The organism is Nonomuraea composti, assembly GCF_012034275.1.
Taxonomy (GTDB): Bacteria; Actinomycetota; Actinomycetes; order Streptosporangiales; family Streptosporangiaceae; genus Nonomuraea; species Nonomuraea composti.
Genome location: NZ_JAATEP010000004.1, coordinates 66,815 through 80,344, shown reverse-complemented (window position 1 = coordinate 80,344; position 13,530 = coordinate 66,815). Strand labels below are relative to the sequence as shown.

Annotated in this window: 15 protein-coding genes; 12 read left to right on the top strand and 3 right to left on the bottom strand. The window is 72.2% G+C overall.

The features are described 5' to 3' along the window. Positions 1-96 precede the first annotated feature (96 nt). Positions 97-1,545: an NAD(P)-binding domain-containing protein gene (locus HCN51_RS07685; protein WP_168008191.1), complete on the top strand. Its 1,449-nt coding sequence runs from the start codon at positions 97-99 to the stop codon at positions 1,543-1,545. Here HCN51_RS07685 and HCN51_RS07680 read toward each other — a convergent pair whose 3' ends face one another. Continuing rightward, positions 1,546-3,276 carry a gamma-glutamyltransferase family protein gene (locus tag HCN51_RS07680; RefSeq protein WP_168008189.1) on the bottom strand — a complete coding sequence of 577 codons (1,731 nt, stop codon included), beginning with the start codon at positions 3,274-3,276 and terminating at the stop codon, positions 1,546-1,548. A 94-nt stretch (positions 3,277-3,370) separates the two neighbouring features. On the opposite strand from HCN51_RS07680, the gene HCN51_RS07675 reads away from it, so the two are divergent. From HCN51_RS07675 to HCN51_RS07665, 3 genes are read left to right on the top strand one after another with little or no spacing between them, the layout of a single operon-like run. Further along, positions 3,371-4,477, top strand: a complete 1,107-nt coding sequence (locus HCN51_RS07675) for a histidine kinase (RefSeq protein WP_168008187.1) — start codon at positions 3,371-3,373, stop codon at positions 4,475-4,477. Beyond that, positions 4,474-5,121 carry a response regulator transcription factor gene (locus tag HCN51_RS07670; protein ID WP_168008185.1) on the top strand — a complete coding sequence of 216 codons (648 nt, stop codon included), beginning with the start codon at positions 4,474-4,476 and terminating at the stop codon, positions 5,119-5,121. The genes HCN51_RS07675 and HCN51_RS07670 overlap by 4 nt, the downstream gene beginning before the upstream one ends. A 43-nt stretch (positions 5,122-5,164) precedes the next feature. Then, a complete protein-coding gene (locus tag HCN51_RS07665) occupies positions 5,165-6,667 on the top strand; it encodes an ATP-binding protein (RefSeq protein ID WP_168008183.1) in 1,503 nt (500 codons plus the stop codon). Here the strand turns inward: HCN51_RS07665 and HCN51_RS07660 are convergent. Then, positions 6,664-8,094, bottom strand: coding sequence for an FAD-dependent oxidoreductase (locus tag HCN51_RS07660; RefSeq protein ID WP_168008181.1), 1,431 nt, complete (start codon positions 8,092-8,094; stop codon positions 6,664-6,666). The two genes, HCN51_RS07665 and HCN51_RS07660, sit on opposite strands and share 4 nt — an antisense overlap. Before the next feature lie 52 nt (positions 8,095-8,146). Between HCN51_RS07660 and HCN51_RS07655 the strand changes: the two genes are divergently transcribed. From HCN51_RS07655 to HCN51_RS07640, 4 genes are read left to right on the top strand one after another with little or no spacing between them, the layout of a single operon-like run. After that, positions 8,147-8,350 carry a helix-turn-helix domain-containing protein gene (locus HCN51_RS07655; RefSeq protein ID WP_080042755.1) on the top strand — a complete coding sequence of 68 codons (204 nt, stop codon included), beginning with the start codon at positions 8,147-8,149 and terminating at the stop codon, positions 8,348-8,350. Continuing rightward, complete coding sequence (locus HCN51_RS07650; RefSeq protein WP_230465572.1) at positions 8,347-8,817, top strand: Clp protease N-terminal domain-containing protein; 471 nt, start codon at positions 8,347-8,349, stop codon at positions 8,815-8,817. Before HCN51_RS07655 ends, HCN51_RS07650 begins: the two co-directional genes overlap by 4 nt. A gap of 47 nt (positions 8,818-8,864) precedes the next feature. Continuing rightward, positions 8,865-9,629, top strand: coding sequence for a class I SAM-dependent methyltransferase (locus HCN51_RS07645; RefSeq protein ID WP_168008179.1), 765 nt, complete (start codon positions 8,865-8,867; stop codon positions 9,627-9,629). Further along, positions 9,613-9,984, top strand: a complete 372-nt coding sequence (locus HCN51_RS07640) for a VOC family protein (protein WP_080042758.1) — start codon at positions 9,613-9,615, stop codon at positions 9,982-9,984. The genes HCN51_RS07645 and HCN51_RS07640 overlap by 17 nt, the downstream gene beginning before the upstream one ends. Positions 9,985-10,020: 36 nt before the next feature. Here HCN51_RS07640 and HCN51_RS07635 read toward each other — a convergent pair whose 3' ends face one another. Beyond that, positions 10,021-10,854 carry an SDR family oxidoreductase gene (locus tag HCN51_RS07635; RefSeq protein WP_206066699.1) on the bottom strand — a complete coding sequence of 278 codons (834 nt, stop codon included), beginning with the start codon at positions 10,852-10,854 and terminating at the stop codon, positions 10,021-10,023. Positions 10,855-10,940: 86 nt separating this feature from the next. Between HCN51_RS07635 and HCN51_RS07630 the strand changes: the two genes are divergently transcribed. From HCN51_RS07630 to HCN51_RS07615, 4 genes are all read left to right on the top strand, one after another. Further along, the gene (locus HCN51_RS07630; RefSeq protein WP_168008177.1) at positions 10,941-11,906 is read left to right on the top strand and encodes an Lrp/AsnC family transcriptional regulator; all 966 of its coding nucleotides are present in this window, start codon (positions 10,941-10,943) and stop codon (positions 11,904-11,906) included. A 93-nt stretch (positions 11,907-11,999) separates the two neighbouring features. Continuing rightward, positions 12,000-12,281, top strand: a complete 282-nt coding sequence (locus tag HCN51_RS07625; protein WP_168008175.1) for an SHOCT domain-containing protein — start codon at positions 12,000-12,002, stop codon at positions 12,279-12,281. A gap of 90 nt (positions 12,282-12,371) precedes the next feature. Next, positions 12,372-12,575, top strand: a complete 204-nt coding sequence (locus HCN51_RS07620; RefSeq protein WP_206066698.1) for a hypothetical protein — start codon at positions 12,372-12,374, stop codon at positions 12,573-12,575. Positions 12,576-12,577: 2 nt separating this feature from the next. Next, positions 12,578-13,459 (top strand): urease accessory protein UreH domain-containing protein, encoded by an 882-nt coding sequence (locus tag HCN51_RS07615; RefSeq protein WP_206066697.1) that lies wholly within the window; start codon positions 12,578-12,580, stop codon positions 13,457-13,459. The last annotated feature ends 71 nt before the right edge of the window (positions 13,460-13,530 follow it).

Genomic DNA, 13,530 nt, shown 5'->3' with positions numbered 1-13,530 from the left:
GCGGGTTTTCGTCGTTCCCCAGGGCATCTGGACCGTGAGGGGTGCGCTGGCTACATTGGACACACAGTCCAATAAGCGCGGCCGCGGGAGGAGCCAGTGGGTGAGCCAGGGATCGTGATCATCGGGTCCGGTTTCGCCGGGATCTGCATGGCCATCAAGCTCAAACAGGCCGGTCACCACGACTTCGTCATCCTGGAGAAGGCCGCCGAGCTGGGCGGCACCTGGCGCGACAACACCTATCCCGGCTGCGCGTGCGACGTGCCGTCGCACATGTACTCGTACTCGTTCGAGCTGAACCCCGGCTGGTCGCGGATGTTCTCGCCGCAGGAGGAGATCCAGGACTACCTGCGGCGCTGCGCCGCCAAGTACGGCGTCACCCCTCACATCCGGTACGGCAAGAACGTCGTCTCCATGGAGTACGACGACGCCGACCGCTCCTGGACGGTCACCACTGAGGACGGCGGCACCCTGCGCCCGAAGGCGGTGATCTCCGCGATCGGCGCCCTCCACATCCCGAAATTTCCGGAAATTGTGGGGCGCGAGACCTTCGCCGGCCCCGCCTTCCACTCCGCCGAGTGGGACCACGCGGCCGACCTGACCGGCAAGCGCGTCGCCGTTATCGGCACCGGCGCCTCCGCCGTCCAGTTCGTCCCCCAGCTCGCCCGCACCGCCCGCCACGTCACCGTCTTCCAGCGCACCGCCCCCTGGCTGCACCCCAAGCCGGACCTCGCCTTCTCCCCCGCCGCCCGCCGCCTCCTGCGCCTGCCCGGCGCGGCCAGGGCCCTGCGCGCCGGCATCTACTGGGCCCTGGAGACCAGAGCACTCGGCTTCGCCGTGCACCCCCGCCTGATGAAGGCCCACGAGCGGCTGGCGCTCCGCCACCTGCGCGCCCAGGTGCCCGACCCGGAGCTGCGCCGCGCGCTGACCCCCGACTACCTCATCGGCTGCAAGCGCATCATCGTCTCCAGCGACTACTATCCGGCCCTGACCAGGCCGGACGTCACCCTCGTCACCGACCCGATCACCGAGATCCGCGAGCACTCTCTGGTGGCCGGCCAGGAGCACGAGGCCGACGCGATCGTCTACGGCACCGGCTTCAGGGTGACCGACGCGCTCGCCGCCCGCCACATCGTCGGCAGGAACGGGCTGAAGCTCCAGGACGCCTGGCGCGACGGCATCGAGGCGTACTACGGCATCGCCACCTCGGGCTTCCCCAACCTGTTCTTCCTGCTCGGCCCCAACACCGGGCTCGGCCACACCTCGGTCGTGTTCATGATCGAGTCGCAGGTCCGCTACGTCATCGAGTGCCTGCGCCTGCTCTCCCGCACCCAGGCCAGAGCTGTGGACGTGCGGCCGCGGGCCCAGCGCGCGTTCAACGAGCGGCTGCGCGCCCGGCTCGACCCCCTGGTCTGGAACGCGGGAGGCTGTAGCTCCTGGTACCTGGACGAGCAGGGGGTGAACCGGACGATCTGGCCGGGCTTCACCTTCGAGTACTGGGCGCGTACCCGGAAGGTGAGACCCGGCGCCTACGAGCTCATCTACTAGTCATCTACCGGGCGAGACCACCATCGCGCTGCCGCCGCCCCGGCGGGTCGGCTCGGCCACGGCCTGGATCCGGCTCCTGCCCAGGAACTCCAGCGCCGTGGCGGCCCCGATCTCCGGGTTCAGGGCGAAGCTGTGCCCCTTGGCCTCCAGCTCGGCCCGATACTTGTCGAGGAAGGCCTGCTCGGCCTGCGTCTGCGCGGTGTTGCGCTGGGTGGCGCGCGGCGCGGCCAGCGCCTCCGGCAGGCTCATGCCGAACTCGTAGCGGTTGACCAGGATCTGCAGCACGGTCGTGATGATCGTCGAGCCGCCCGGCGAGCCCGCCGCCAGCACCGGCCGGCCGCCGTCGAACACCAGCGTCGGCGCCATCGACGAGCGCGGCCGCTTGCCGGGGCCCGGCAGGTTCGGGTCGCCGGGGGCCGGGCCGAAGGTGAAGTCGGTCAGCTCGTTGTTGAGCAGCACGCCGCGGCCCGGCACCACGATGCCGTTGCCGCCGGTGGACTCGATCGTCAGGTTGTAGGCGATCACGTTGCCCCAGCGGTCGGCCACGACCAGGTGTGTGGTCTCGGGGCCCTCCTGAGCGACCGGGGTGGCGGTGCCGGTCGGCTCGGCGCACGGTTCGTACGAGCCGTCGGGGCTGCCCGGCGCGACCGGGGACGTCAGGGCCGTGTCGCCGACCAGGCACGCGCGCTCCTTGGCGAAGCCGTCGGACAGCAGCTCCTCGAGCGGCACGCCCGGGATGTCGCCGACGTACTTGCCGCGGTCGGCGAAGGCCAGCCTGGACGCCTCCAGGTACTCGTGCAGGCCGACACGCGGCAGCGCCTCCAGGATGTTCAGCGCCTCGCCGACCGTGGAGCCGCCCGAGGAGGGCGGGGCCATGCCGTACACGTCCATGCCGTTGTAGGAGATCTTGGTGGGCTCGCGCAGGAGGGCGCGGTAGGCGCGCAGGTCGGACAGCTCCATCAGGCCCGGCCGGACGTTGCGGGTGCTGCCCGGGGTGACCGGCGGGTTCTTGACGGTGGCCACGATCTCCTTGCCGAGCTGACCGCCGTACAGCCAGCCGGGGCCGCGCCTGCCCAGCTCCCGGTAGGTGTCGGCGAGCTCCGGGTTCCTGAAGACCGAGCCGACCGGCGGCGGGGCGCCGTTCGGGAGGTACAGCTTGGCCGTCGAGGAGATGTCCTTGAAGCGGGCGGCGTTGGCGGCGGTCTGGTCGTAGAACGTCTGGTCCACGACGAAGCCCTTCGAGGCCACCTCGATCGCCGGCTGGAGCGCCTGCCCCAGCGACATGGTGCCGAACCTGCGCAGGGCCAGGTCCCAGGTGGCGACCGTGCCGGGCACGCCCGCCGACAGGCCGCTGGTGACGCCCTCGTCGAACGGGATGCCCTCCAGCGAGGTCGAGGTCATGGCCCGCGGGGCGGTCTCGCGGCCGTCGATCGTGAACACCTTGCGCTGCCTGGCGTCGTAGTAGACCATGAAGCCGCCGCCGGCCAGGCCGGACGAGTACGGCTCCGTGACGCCCAGCACCGCGCCGGCCGCGACCGCGGCGTCCATGGCGTTGCCGCCCCTCCTGAGCACGGAGATGGCGGCCTTGCTGGCGTCGAGGTCGACGGTGGCCACCGCGCCGCCGTACCCTTCGGCGACGGGAACCTTCACGGGGGGCCGCGCCAGCGCGGCGGGCGCGGGCACGAGCGAGACGAAGAGAGCTGCTGCTGCGGGAATGATCGCACGGCGCATGGGTCCACGATGACCCACGTACGCCCCGCGTGGTAGTGCCCGCTCACACATACGGATGATGCGCTGGTCAGGAGGGGGAACTAGCGTGAGGGGCGTGCGCGGGAAACACGGTTTCGACCCCTACCTCGCCCTGATCGTCGCGGTCGCCCAGCAGGTGATCGGCCGGGGCGCCTCATGGGGGCAGCGCGCGGAGCGGGAGGCACTCGACCCCTACGGCTACGCGCTGCTGCTGATCGGCCCGCTGGCCGTGCTGCTGCACCGCCGCTTCCCGCTGCTGACCACCGCCGCCGCGCTGCTCGCCTCCGACCTGTTCCTGATCGGCGGGTACGCCTACGGCCCCAGCTTCGTCAGCCCCGGCGTGCTGCTCGTGCTGCTGGTGCTGCGCGGCAGGAGACTGATGGCCTGGGTGATGGCCGCGATGTCGCTGCTGTCGATCCTGACCTACGCCTGGGCGGTCGGCAAACGCGACCTGTTCCACAGCGTGTGGATCCTGACCTCCGTCATGCTGCTGATGGTCGTGGCCGAGCTGGTCAAGACCGTCAAGGAGCGCCGGGCCGAGCGGGAGCGCGTCGAGGAGGAGGAGGCCAGGCGGCAGGCCAGCGAGGAGCGGCTGACGATGGCGCAGGAGCTGCACGACGTGCTGGCGCACAACATCTCGCTCATCCACGTCCAGGCCTCGACCGCGCTGCACCTCATCGACGACAACCCCGAACAGGCGCGGACCGCCCTGGCCACGATCAAGACGGCCTCCAAGGAGGTGCTCGGCGAGCTGCGCTCGGTCCTGAACGTGCTGCGCGAGGGCGCCCCCCGCTCCCCCACGGCCGGGCTCGACCGCCTCGACGAGCTCATCGAACGCTCGGGGCTCGACGTGGCGCTCAAACGCGTCGGCTCCCGGCCGCTGCCCCCGCAGGTGGAGCGGGCGGCGTACCGGATCGTCCAGGAGTCGCTGACGAACGCCGCCCGGCACGCGCCGGGCGCGCGGGTGAGCGTGCGGCTGGAGTACGGCGAGCGGGAGCTCGTCGTGCGCGTCACCGACACCGGCTCCGGCACCCCCGGCGCGCTGGCCGAGTCCGGCAGCGGCAACGGCATCCCCGGCATGCGCGAGCGGGCCTCCGCGCTTGGCGGCACACTGGTCGCCGGGCCGTCCGGCGCCGGCTTCCAGGTCGAGGCCCGGCTGCCCCTACCCGAGGAGAGGTCATGATCAAGGTTCTGCTGGCGGACGACCAGGCGCTGGTCCGCGCGGGCTTCAAGGCGCTGCTCGACGCCCAGCCGGACATGACCGTGGTGGCCGAGGCGTCCGACGGCGCGCAGGCCGTCCGGCTGGCGGCCGAGCACCAGCCGGACGTCGTGCTCATGGACATCCGCATGCCCGGCACCGACGGCCTGACCGCCACCCGCCAGATGCCGCCGGGGCCGCACATCATCATCCTGACCACGTTCGAGCTCGACGAGTACGTCTTCGAGGCGCTGCGCGGCGGCGCCAGCGGCTTCCTCGTCAAGGACACCGAACCGGCCGAGCTCATCCAGGCCGTCCGGGTGGTGGCGGCCGGCGAGGCGCTGCTGTCGCCCAGCGTCACCCGCCGCCTCATCGCCGAGTACGCCTCCCGCGCCAAGGAGCCCATCATCGCCGACGGCCTCGACCAGCTCACCGACCGCGAACGCGAGGTGCTCGCCCTGGTCGGCACCGGCATGACGAACGACGAGATCGCGGCCAAGCTGTTCATGTCGCCGGCGACGGCGAAGACGCACGTGAGCCGGGCCATGATGAAACTGCACGCCCGCGACCGCGCCCAGCTCGTCGTCATCGCCTACGAGTCGGGCCTGGTCAAACCGGGCTGGCTGTGAAGGTTAGCCGAAATGCAGTTGACCTAACTGGATTTTGGTTAACATGAGCGACGTGGAAGTCATCAAGCCCGACGGGGTGTTCGATCGCCATCACGAGTGGGACGATCTGGTCCGATTCGTGGGTGATCGCGCGCCGGGGGTCCGCATCGGCGTGGTGCGCGGGCGTCGCCGCCACGGCAAGTCCTTCCTGCTCGAGCATCTGTGCGATGCGGTCAACGGGGTCTACACCGTGGCGCTCAGGCAGAGCAGGGCCATGGCGCTGGCCCGCTTCTCCGACTTCCTGTCCCAGTCCCTGGGTTACCGGCTCGGCACTTTCCAGGACTGGGTGACGGCACTGGACACAGCCGTGGACGCGCTGTCCCACAGGCCGGGCACCCATCCTCCCCTGCTGGTACTGGACGAGTTCCCGTACCTGATCGACCACTCCCCGGAGTTGCCCTCGGCCATCCAGGCACTCTACGACAGACGTGGGCCCCGCAAGGGGCACCCGCCCTTCAAGCTCATCCTGTGCGGCTCGGCGATCTCCATCATGTCCACCCTCCTGGCCGGCGACCAGGCTCTACGCGGACGTGCGGTGCTCGATCTGCGCATAGGCCCCTTCCGCTTCCGTGACGCGGCCGACTACTGGGACGCGCCACCGCAGACCGCCTTCCTCATCGACGCGGTGCTGGGTGGCGCTCCGGGGTATCGCGACATCGTCGGTGATGCGCCCGCCCCGGGCGAGGAAGGGTTCTTCCGCTGGCTGGAGCACAGCATCCTCAACCCCTCCCACATCCTGTTCACCGAGCCCGACTACCTGTTGGCGGAGGACCCACGCATCCGTGATCGCGCCATCTACAACGCGATCTGGTGGGCGGTTGCCATGGGAGCGACGTCGCCCACGCAGATCGGCGGTCTGGTCGGCATGGACGCCAAGGCGCTCACATATCACCTCAATGTCATGCGTGACGGCGGCTTCATCCGCAGCGAGCAGGACCTGCTAAGGCAGCGCCGGCCCACGATCACCATCGCCGACCCCGCCGTACGGTTCCACAACCTGATCGTCCAGCCGAATATCAGCGCTCTCGAACTGCGTCACGCCCGGGACGTGTGGGACCGCTCACGCAAAACCTTCTCCGACAAGATCCTCGGCCCGCACTTCGAGGAGGCCGCCCGCGCGTGGGTCCGCTGGTACGGCGCGGAGACCGGCCTCGACGACATCGGACAGGTCGGCACGACCGAGGTCGCCTGCCGCGAGCACCGTGGTCACGAGGTGGACGTCGTGGCCATCAGCCGGACCGCTCAGGCCAGGTCGAAGGGCGCGCGGATCACCCTCCTCGGGGAGGCCAAGTGCACCGGCAAGGCCCGCACGATGGCGGACCTCCGCCGGCTTGAGCACATCCGCGACCTTCTCACAGGCTTGGGCTGGGATGCGGAGCAGGCCAGGCCGGCGCTGTTCTCCAAGACCGGATTTCCGTCCGATCTCAAGGCGGCCGCCGCCGATGGACGGGTTCACCTCGTCGATCTGGAGACCATGTACGCGCCGCACCGGGACGACCTCGCCTAGGACTTTCCTGGAGTGAACCAGGTGGACACGGCCTCCGCCAGGCCGTCCGTGCCGCCCGTGCCCGCCCAGGCCACGTAGCCGTCCGGGCGGATCAGGAGGGCGTCGGCGGGGGCGTCGGCGCAGTGGGTGTGCACCACGTCGATCCAGTCGTCCTCCAGGTCCGCGCCGCCGCCGAGGTCGAGGAGGAGCGGGCGGGCCGCGTGCATGAGGTCGGCGACGCGGCGCCCGTCCGCCAGCTTCAGGTCGGGGACGAACCGGCCGGTCAGCGGGTGGTCCGGTGAGCCGTAGGCGAGGCCGGAGTCGTGCAGCAGCCGGGCCAGGTGCCGGGCGGGTTCCTCGAAGGCGAAGACCTCGCCGAGCAGGTCGCGCAGCGCCTGGCCGTTCTCGCCCTCCACCCGGTCGACGGCCGCCTGGGCGCGGGTCTGCATGAGGGTGCGGGCCCCGATCGGCCGGCGTTCGCTCTCGTACGTGTCGAGCAGGGTGTCCGGGACGCGTCCCCGCAGCACGGCGGCCAGCTTCCAGGCGAGGTTGACGGCGTCCGTCATGCCCACGTTGAGCGCCGAGCCGCCGGCCGGGAACAGGTGCGCGGCGTCGCCGGCCACGAACACGCGGCCGGCCCGGTACCGCCCGGCCAGCCGGGCCTGGGAGAGCGTGCTGGACAGCCAGATCGGCTCCCCGAGCGGGACGTCCCTGCCGAGGACGCGGCGCACGGCGGCGCGGAAGTCGTCGAGCGTGACGGGGCCGTCGGGCAGGGTGGCGGGCTCGCGGACGCCGGCGATGAGCACGCCGTCGCGCAGCGAGGTGAGCAGCACGCGGCCGTGCGGGGTGCGGTTCCAGCCGGGCTGGAGGCCGTCGCCCTCCAGGCTGTCGAAGACCTTGATGTCGGCCTTGAAGTGGCCGATGAGCAGCCCTTCCTCGTCGGTGGTGCCGGGAAAGGCGATCCCGGCCCACTCGCGTACGCCGCTGCGGGCGCCGTCGCAGCCGACGACGTACCGGGCGCGCAGCTCGGTGTCCCCGGTGCCGAGCGTCACTCCTTCCTCGTCCTGCGTCAGCGAGGTCACCTCGCTGCCGCGCCTGATCTCGACGCCGAGCTCGCGCGCCCGCTCGGCCAGCAGCCGCTCCAGGTGCGGCTGCTGGATGAGCATCAGCTTGAACGGGATGTCGTCGAGGCCCTCGAAGCGCAGCGGCACCCCGGCGAACGGGAAGCCGGTGGCCCGGCCCGCGAACGGGCTGCCCGCGCTGAAGCGCTCCAGCAGCCCGCGGTGGTCGAGTAAGTCGACGATCTGGCCGCCGATGCCGTTGGCCTTGGGCAGGTCGCCCGGCTCGGCTCTCTTCTCCAGCACGACGGGGCGCACGCCGGCCAGGCTCAGCTCGCACGCGAGCATCAGCCCGACGGGGCCCGCCCCCACGATCAGCACATCTTCCATGCCTGTCAGGCTAGATTGACAAAATCGCGCTTGTCAATCTAGCCTGACAGGCGTGGACGTTACAGAGCTGACCGAGCGGATCCGCGCCAACGACCCCGCCATGGGCCTGCGCGCGGTCGGAGCGCTGCACCGGCTGGCCGAGCAGGTCGAAGCGGTGTCCGTGGCGCTGGCCAGGGAGCAGGGCTGGACCTGGGAGCAGATCGGTGACGCGCTCGGCATGTCACGGCAGTCGGTGCACGCCAAATACGGGAAATGAGGGGGCTGACGATGTTCGGCAGGCAGAAGAGCTCGGTGACGGTGATCGTCAAAGCCGCGTTCGAGGAGGCCAGGCTGCGCGGTGACCGGCGGCTGGGCACCGAGCACCTGCTGCTCGGCCTCCTGCACCACGACGAGGCGGCGCGGGCGCTCGGCGTCGACCTGGCCGCCGCCCGCGCCGCGCTGGAGCAGCTCGACCGCGCCGCCCTGCGCATGCTGGGGCTGGAGGTGGGCGAGCTGCCCGACACGCCGCGCAAGCACCCGGCCGTCCCCGCGACGGCGCTGACCTCCAGCGCCAGGGCCGTGCTCAACCAGGCCATCAAGGCCACGACCGTCAAGACCAGGGACGCCGAGGTGCCCCGGCACCTGGCGCTCGGCCTGCTCGCCCAGAAGAGCCCCGACCCCGTCGCGCAGCTCGTCGACCAGCTCGGCATCGATCGCGCCGCGATCCGGGCCCGCCTCGCGTGAAAGAAATGTGGTTGATCTCCGGCCCCGGCCGCTGACATGGTCGGAGCATGGGGCGCACGTACGACGATCTGGTCCGCGAGGCCGCCACCGTGCCGGTCGACGGCTGGGACTTCTCCTGGCTCGACGGGCGGGCCACCGAGGAGCGGCCCTCCTGGGGATACGCCCGGCTCCTCGGCGAGCGCATGGCGCGGGCGTCGGCCGCGCTCGACATCCAGACCGGCGGCGGCGAGATCCTGGCCGGGCTGCCCGCGCTGCCGCCGGTGACCGTGGCCACCGAGTCCTGGCCGCCCAACCTGCGGCTGGCCGCCTCCCGGCTGCGCCCGCGCGGCGCGTGGGTGGTGGCCGACGACGAGGAGCCGCGCCTGCCGTTCGCCGACGCCGCCTTCGACCTGGTCAGCAGCCGCCACCCGGTGGCCACGTGGTGGGCGGAGATCGCCCGCGTGCTGCGTCCCGGCGGCTCCTACTTCTCCCAGCAGGTCGGGCCCGGCAGCGTGTACGAGCTGTCGGAGCACTTCCTCGGCCCCCACGACGCCGGCCACCGCGACCCCGCCCGCGCCCGGGCCGCGGCGCAGGCCGCCGGGCTGGAGGTGGTGGACCTGCGCTCCGAGCGGCTGCGCATGGAGTTCGGCGACATCGGGGCCGTCATCTACTTCCTGCGGAAGGTGATCTGGATCGTGCCCGGGTTCTCGGTGGAGCGCTTCGCCGGGAAGCTGCGCGCACTGCACGAGCGGATCGAGGCGGAGGGGCCGTTCGTGGCCCACTCCGCCCGGTTCCTGATCGAGGCGAGGAAACCTGATGGTCGAGCTGCGTGACGTGGTGATCGACTGCCGGCATCCGGCGTCGCTGGCGCGGTTCTGGGCGGCGGCGCTCGACGCGTACGAGGTGGCGCCCTACGACGAGGCCGAGCTGGCCCGGCTGCGCTCCATCGGCGTCGACGACCCCGAGGACGACCCGACCGTGCTCGTCGAGGGCGGCCCGGTGCGGCTGTGGTTCCAGCGGGTGCCCGAACGCAAGATCGTCAAGAACCGGCTCCACCTCGACCTGCGGGCCGACGACCCCGACGCCGAGATGGAGCGGCTGCTCGGGCTCGGGGCCGAGCTGGTGCGCACCCACGACGACTGGACGGTGCTGGCCGACCCCGAAGGCAACGAGTTCTGCCTGCGCTGATCACCGGCCTGATCATGGGCCTGATCACCGGCCTGGTCACCGGAAGTCGGCCGCGTGGTCGGCCGCCCACTGGGCGAAGGTGCGCGGCGGGCGGCCCGTGACCTCCTCGACCGTGCTCGTCAGGGCCGGCGGCGGGCCGCCGAGCATCCGGGCGTAGCCGTCGAGCAGCTCGTCCACGAACGCGTCGGGGAAGCCGTCGTCGGCCAGCAGCCGCCGCCGCTCCTCCTCCCGGGTGAGCTCCTGCCAGCGCAGCGGGCGGCCGAGCGCCCGGCCGAGGATCCGTACCTGCTCGGCCTGGGTCAGCACCTCCGGGCCGGTCAGCTCGTAGCGGGCGCCCTCGTGCCCGCCGGAGGTGAGGGCCCGCACGGCGACGGCGGCGATGTCGCTCTCGTGCAGCATCGCCATCGGCAGCGCGCCGAAGGCGCCGCGCACCACGTCGCCGGCGCGGACCTGGTCGGCCCACCACAGCGCGTTCGCGGCGAACGTGCTGGGCCACAACATGGTCCAGGCCAGGCCCGACTCCTCGACCCGCTGCTCCAGCTCGCGGTGCGAGCGGCCCACCAAGGAGTCGGGCTGGTCGCGTACCGCTCCGGAGGAGAGCAGGACGACGCGGCGGGCGCGCCGGGCGACGGCGGAGACGACCGCGGGGGCGGCCTCCGCCGTGTGGAAGGGCCACATGAGGAAGACGGACTCCACTCCTTCGAGGCACTGGTCGATGGTCTCCAGGCCGCCCTTGACGACCTGCGCCGCCTGCGGGAGGCGGGCGGTGCCCGGGTTCCTGGTCAGGGCGCGTACGGAGTGGCCCGCGGCGATGAGCTGGTGGACGACCTGGCGTCCGACGTTGCCGGTGGCTCCAGTCACGAGGATCATGCCGTCCAGGCTGGCGCGTCCGGCCGCCCGCCTCCCACTCCCGGCCTTGAGATAGTAGTTTTCCTCCATCTGGATACGCTTCAAGGATGGGATCCGCCACCTTGGACGCCACCGATCGGGGCCTGATCCACGCGTTGCAGCTCGACGGCCGCGCGCCGTTCGCTAGGATCGCCGCCGTGCTCGGCGTCTCCGAGCAGACCGTGGCCCGCCGCTACCGCAGGCTGGTGGCGGGCGGGGTGATCCGGGTCGTGGGCGGGGTGGACGGGGCGCTGCTCGGGTACGAGCCGTGGACCGTCCGCGTCCGCTGCACCCCCGACGCCGGCCCCGCCATCGCCGAGGCCCTGGCCAGGCGGCCCGACGCGTACTGGGTGCACCTGCTGTCCGGCGGCACCGAGATCTCCTGCTTCACCCAGTCCCCCGACCCGGTCCTGCTGGAGCGGCTGCCGAGGACCGCCCGCGTGCTGGGCATGACCGCGCACCTGCTCCTGCGCGGCTTCGCGCTGCCCGACGGCTGGCCGGGCCTGGCGGCGCTGACGCCCGAGCAGGCCGACGAACTGCGCCCGCCGCCCGCCGAGCGCCGCGAGATCGTCCTGAAGGAGGAGGACCACCGGCTCGCCGCCGTCCTGGCCAGGGACGGGCGGGCCGGCCACGCCGAGCTGGCCGCGGCCACCGGCTGGTCGGAGGCCACCGTCAAGCGCCGCCTGGCGCTGCTCAGGGCGTCCGGTGCGGTCAACGTCCAGCTCGACTACTCCCCCAGGCTGCTCGGCTACCGCTCTGAGGCGCGGCTGTGGATGTCCGTACGCCCGTCCGCACTGCTGGACGTGGCCACGACGCTGGCCGGCCACCCCGAGATCGCCTTCGCCGCCGTCACCACCGGCCCCGCGAACCTGCTCGCCACCGCCCTGTGCCGCGACAGCGCCGCCCTGTACCGCTACCTCACCGAGCGGGTCAGCGCCCTGGACGCCGTCCAGACGCTGGAGACCGCCCCCGTCCTGAGGACGATGAAACGCACCGGCGCCCTACCCCCGCTGTCGTACGGCCGGCCCGCCTGAGCACTCCGGCGGGCGCAGTGCGAGCAGCGCCCGCCGTCCGATTCGCCGCGCGGCTCCTCCGGCGACCCTGGAGGTACACGTCAAGGAGGAGACATGGACACTCTGATCGTGGCGGGCCCGCACTGGGGCGCCGCCGGAGGCATAGCACCGATCTTCCCGATCGTCTGGGGCCTGCTCTGGGTCGGCTTCATCGCGCTGGCCGTGCTGAGCTGGCGAAGGGGCTGGTGGGGGCCGCGCCGGGCGCCCGCCCACACCGCCGCCGCCTCGCCCACCGCGTCCGCCGAGCAGATCCTCGCCGAACGGTATGCCCGCGGCGAGATGACCGACGACGAGTACTTCGAAAGGATGTCTGTGCTGAGGGGCGGATCATCCTAAACATCACCATGAGTGCGACAACTGTCACTGGCCGCATCCGGGAGCCCGCGTTACCTTGCGAGTAACACGGCCCGAGAGAGAGTGAGGACGATGATGCGGTCCATCGCCAAGTTCTGCGGCCAGTGCAGTTGCGGCTGCCCCGAGCTGTTCGTCGACGAGACCGCCCCCGCCGAGCGCCGGGTCGTCATCGTCGACGACTTCGGGCAGCGCGTGGAGATGAGCCTCGACCAGCTCGGCTCCATCGTCGAGGCCGCCAGGAGCGGCGCGCTCGACGACCTGGCGCCCGCCCGCTGACCGTGCAGACCCTCACCCTGCTGGCCGGCGGGGTGGCCGCCGGCCTCGTCGCCGGCACCGCCACGTGCACGGCGGCGCAGGGCGGGCTGCTCATGGGGCTCGCCGACGGCCGCCAGGGGCGGGACCCCGCGCTCGTGGCCTGGTTCCTGGCCGGGCGGCTGGCCTCGTACACCACGACAGGGGCGCTGCTCGGGCTGCTCGGCTCGGCCGTCAGCCTGCCGCCGCAGGCCAGGGCGGTGCTGCTGGTCATCGCCGGCATCACCGTGATCGGCTTCGCGATCCGGCTCATGCGGCGCCCGTGCCGCACCGCGCCCGAGCCCGCGCCGCCGTCCCGCTACCGGGCGCCGCTGCTCGGCGCGGCCACCATCCTCGTGCCCTGCGGGGTGACGCTCGGCGTCGAGATGATCGCCGTCTCCAGCGGCTCGCCACTGGCGGGCGCCGCGGCCATGGCGGGGTTCGTGGCCGGCACCGCGCCCGCGTTCGCGCTGCTCGGGTACGTGCTGCGGCGCGTCTCCCGCACCCGGCTGGCCCGCTGGGCCGGGGTCGTCGCCGTGGGGGCCGGCCTGTGGACCGCGGCGGCCGGCGTCAACCTGGGCGGCTGGCTCGCCGTCCCCGCCGCCCCCGCCACCACGGAGACCGGCGCGACGACGGTCACCGTGTGGGCCACCCGCGAGGGCTACCGGCCCGCCATCGTGACCGCGCGGGCCGGCGTGCCCGTCGAGGTGGTCTTCAAGGTCGCCGGCCGGGGCTGCACCGACACCGTCTCGATCGGCGGGCGCGACCTCGCACTCCCCGCCACCGTACGGCTGCCGCCGCAGCCCGCGGGCTCGCTGCGCTACGTCTGCGGCATGGGCATGTACACCGGCTTCATCCACTTCTCTTAGAGACTTCCTCTCATTCGTCCCAGAGGCTTCGGCGATTACCGTTCGCGATCGGGCGATCACGTGCCACTCTG

What these genes read in the sequence shown, in the direction of transcription:
- HCN51_RS07680 (WP_168008189.1), bottom strand. Translation starts at nt 3,276, where the DNA reads ATGCGCCGTGCGATCATTCCCGCAGCAGCAGCTCTCTTCGTCTCGCTC.
- HCN51_RS07670 (WP_168008185.1), top strand. Translation starts at nt 4,474, where the DNA reads ATGATCAAGGTTCTGCTGGCGGACGACCAGGCGCTGGTCCGCGCGGGC.
- HCN51_RS07665 (WP_168008183.1), top strand. Translation starts at nt 5,165, where the DNA reads ATGAGCGACGTGGAAGTCATCAAGCCCGACGGGGTGTTCGATCGCCAT.
- HCN51_RS07660 (WP_168008181.1), bottom strand. Translation starts at nt 8,094, where the DNA reads ATGGAAGATGTGCTGATCGTGGGGGCGGGCCCCGTCGGGCTGATGCTC.
- HCN51_RS07650 (WP_230465572.1), top strand. Translation starts at nt 8,347, where the DNA reads ATGAGGGGGCTGACGATGTTCGGCAGGCAGAAGAGCTCGGTGACGGTG.
- HCN51_RS07645 (WP_168008179.1), top strand. Translation starts at nt 8,865, where the DNA reads ATGGGGCGCACGTACGACGATCTGGTCCGCGAGGCCGCCACCGTGCCG.
- HCN51_RS07640 (WP_080042758.1), top strand. Translation starts at nt 9,613, where the DNA reads ATGGTCGAGCTGCGTGACGTGGTGATCGACTGCCGGCATCCGGCGTCG.
- HCN51_RS07635 (WP_206066699.1), bottom strand. Translation starts at nt 10,854, where the DNA reads ATGATCCTCGTGACTGGAGCCACCGGCAACGTCGGACGCCAGGTCGTC.
- HCN51_RS07630 (WP_168008177.1), top strand. Translation starts at nt 10,941, where the DNA reads ATGGGATCCGCCACCTTGGACGCCACCGATCGGGGCCTGATCCACGCG.
- HCN51_RS07625 (WP_168008175.1), top strand. Translation starts at nt 12,000, where the DNA reads ATGGACACTCTGATCGTGGCGGGCCCGCACTGGGGCGCCGCCGGAGGC.
- HCN51_RS07620 (WP_206066698.1), top strand. Translation starts at nt 12,372, where the DNA reads ATGATGCGGTCCATCGCCAAGTTCTGCGGCCAGTGCAGTTGCGGCTGC.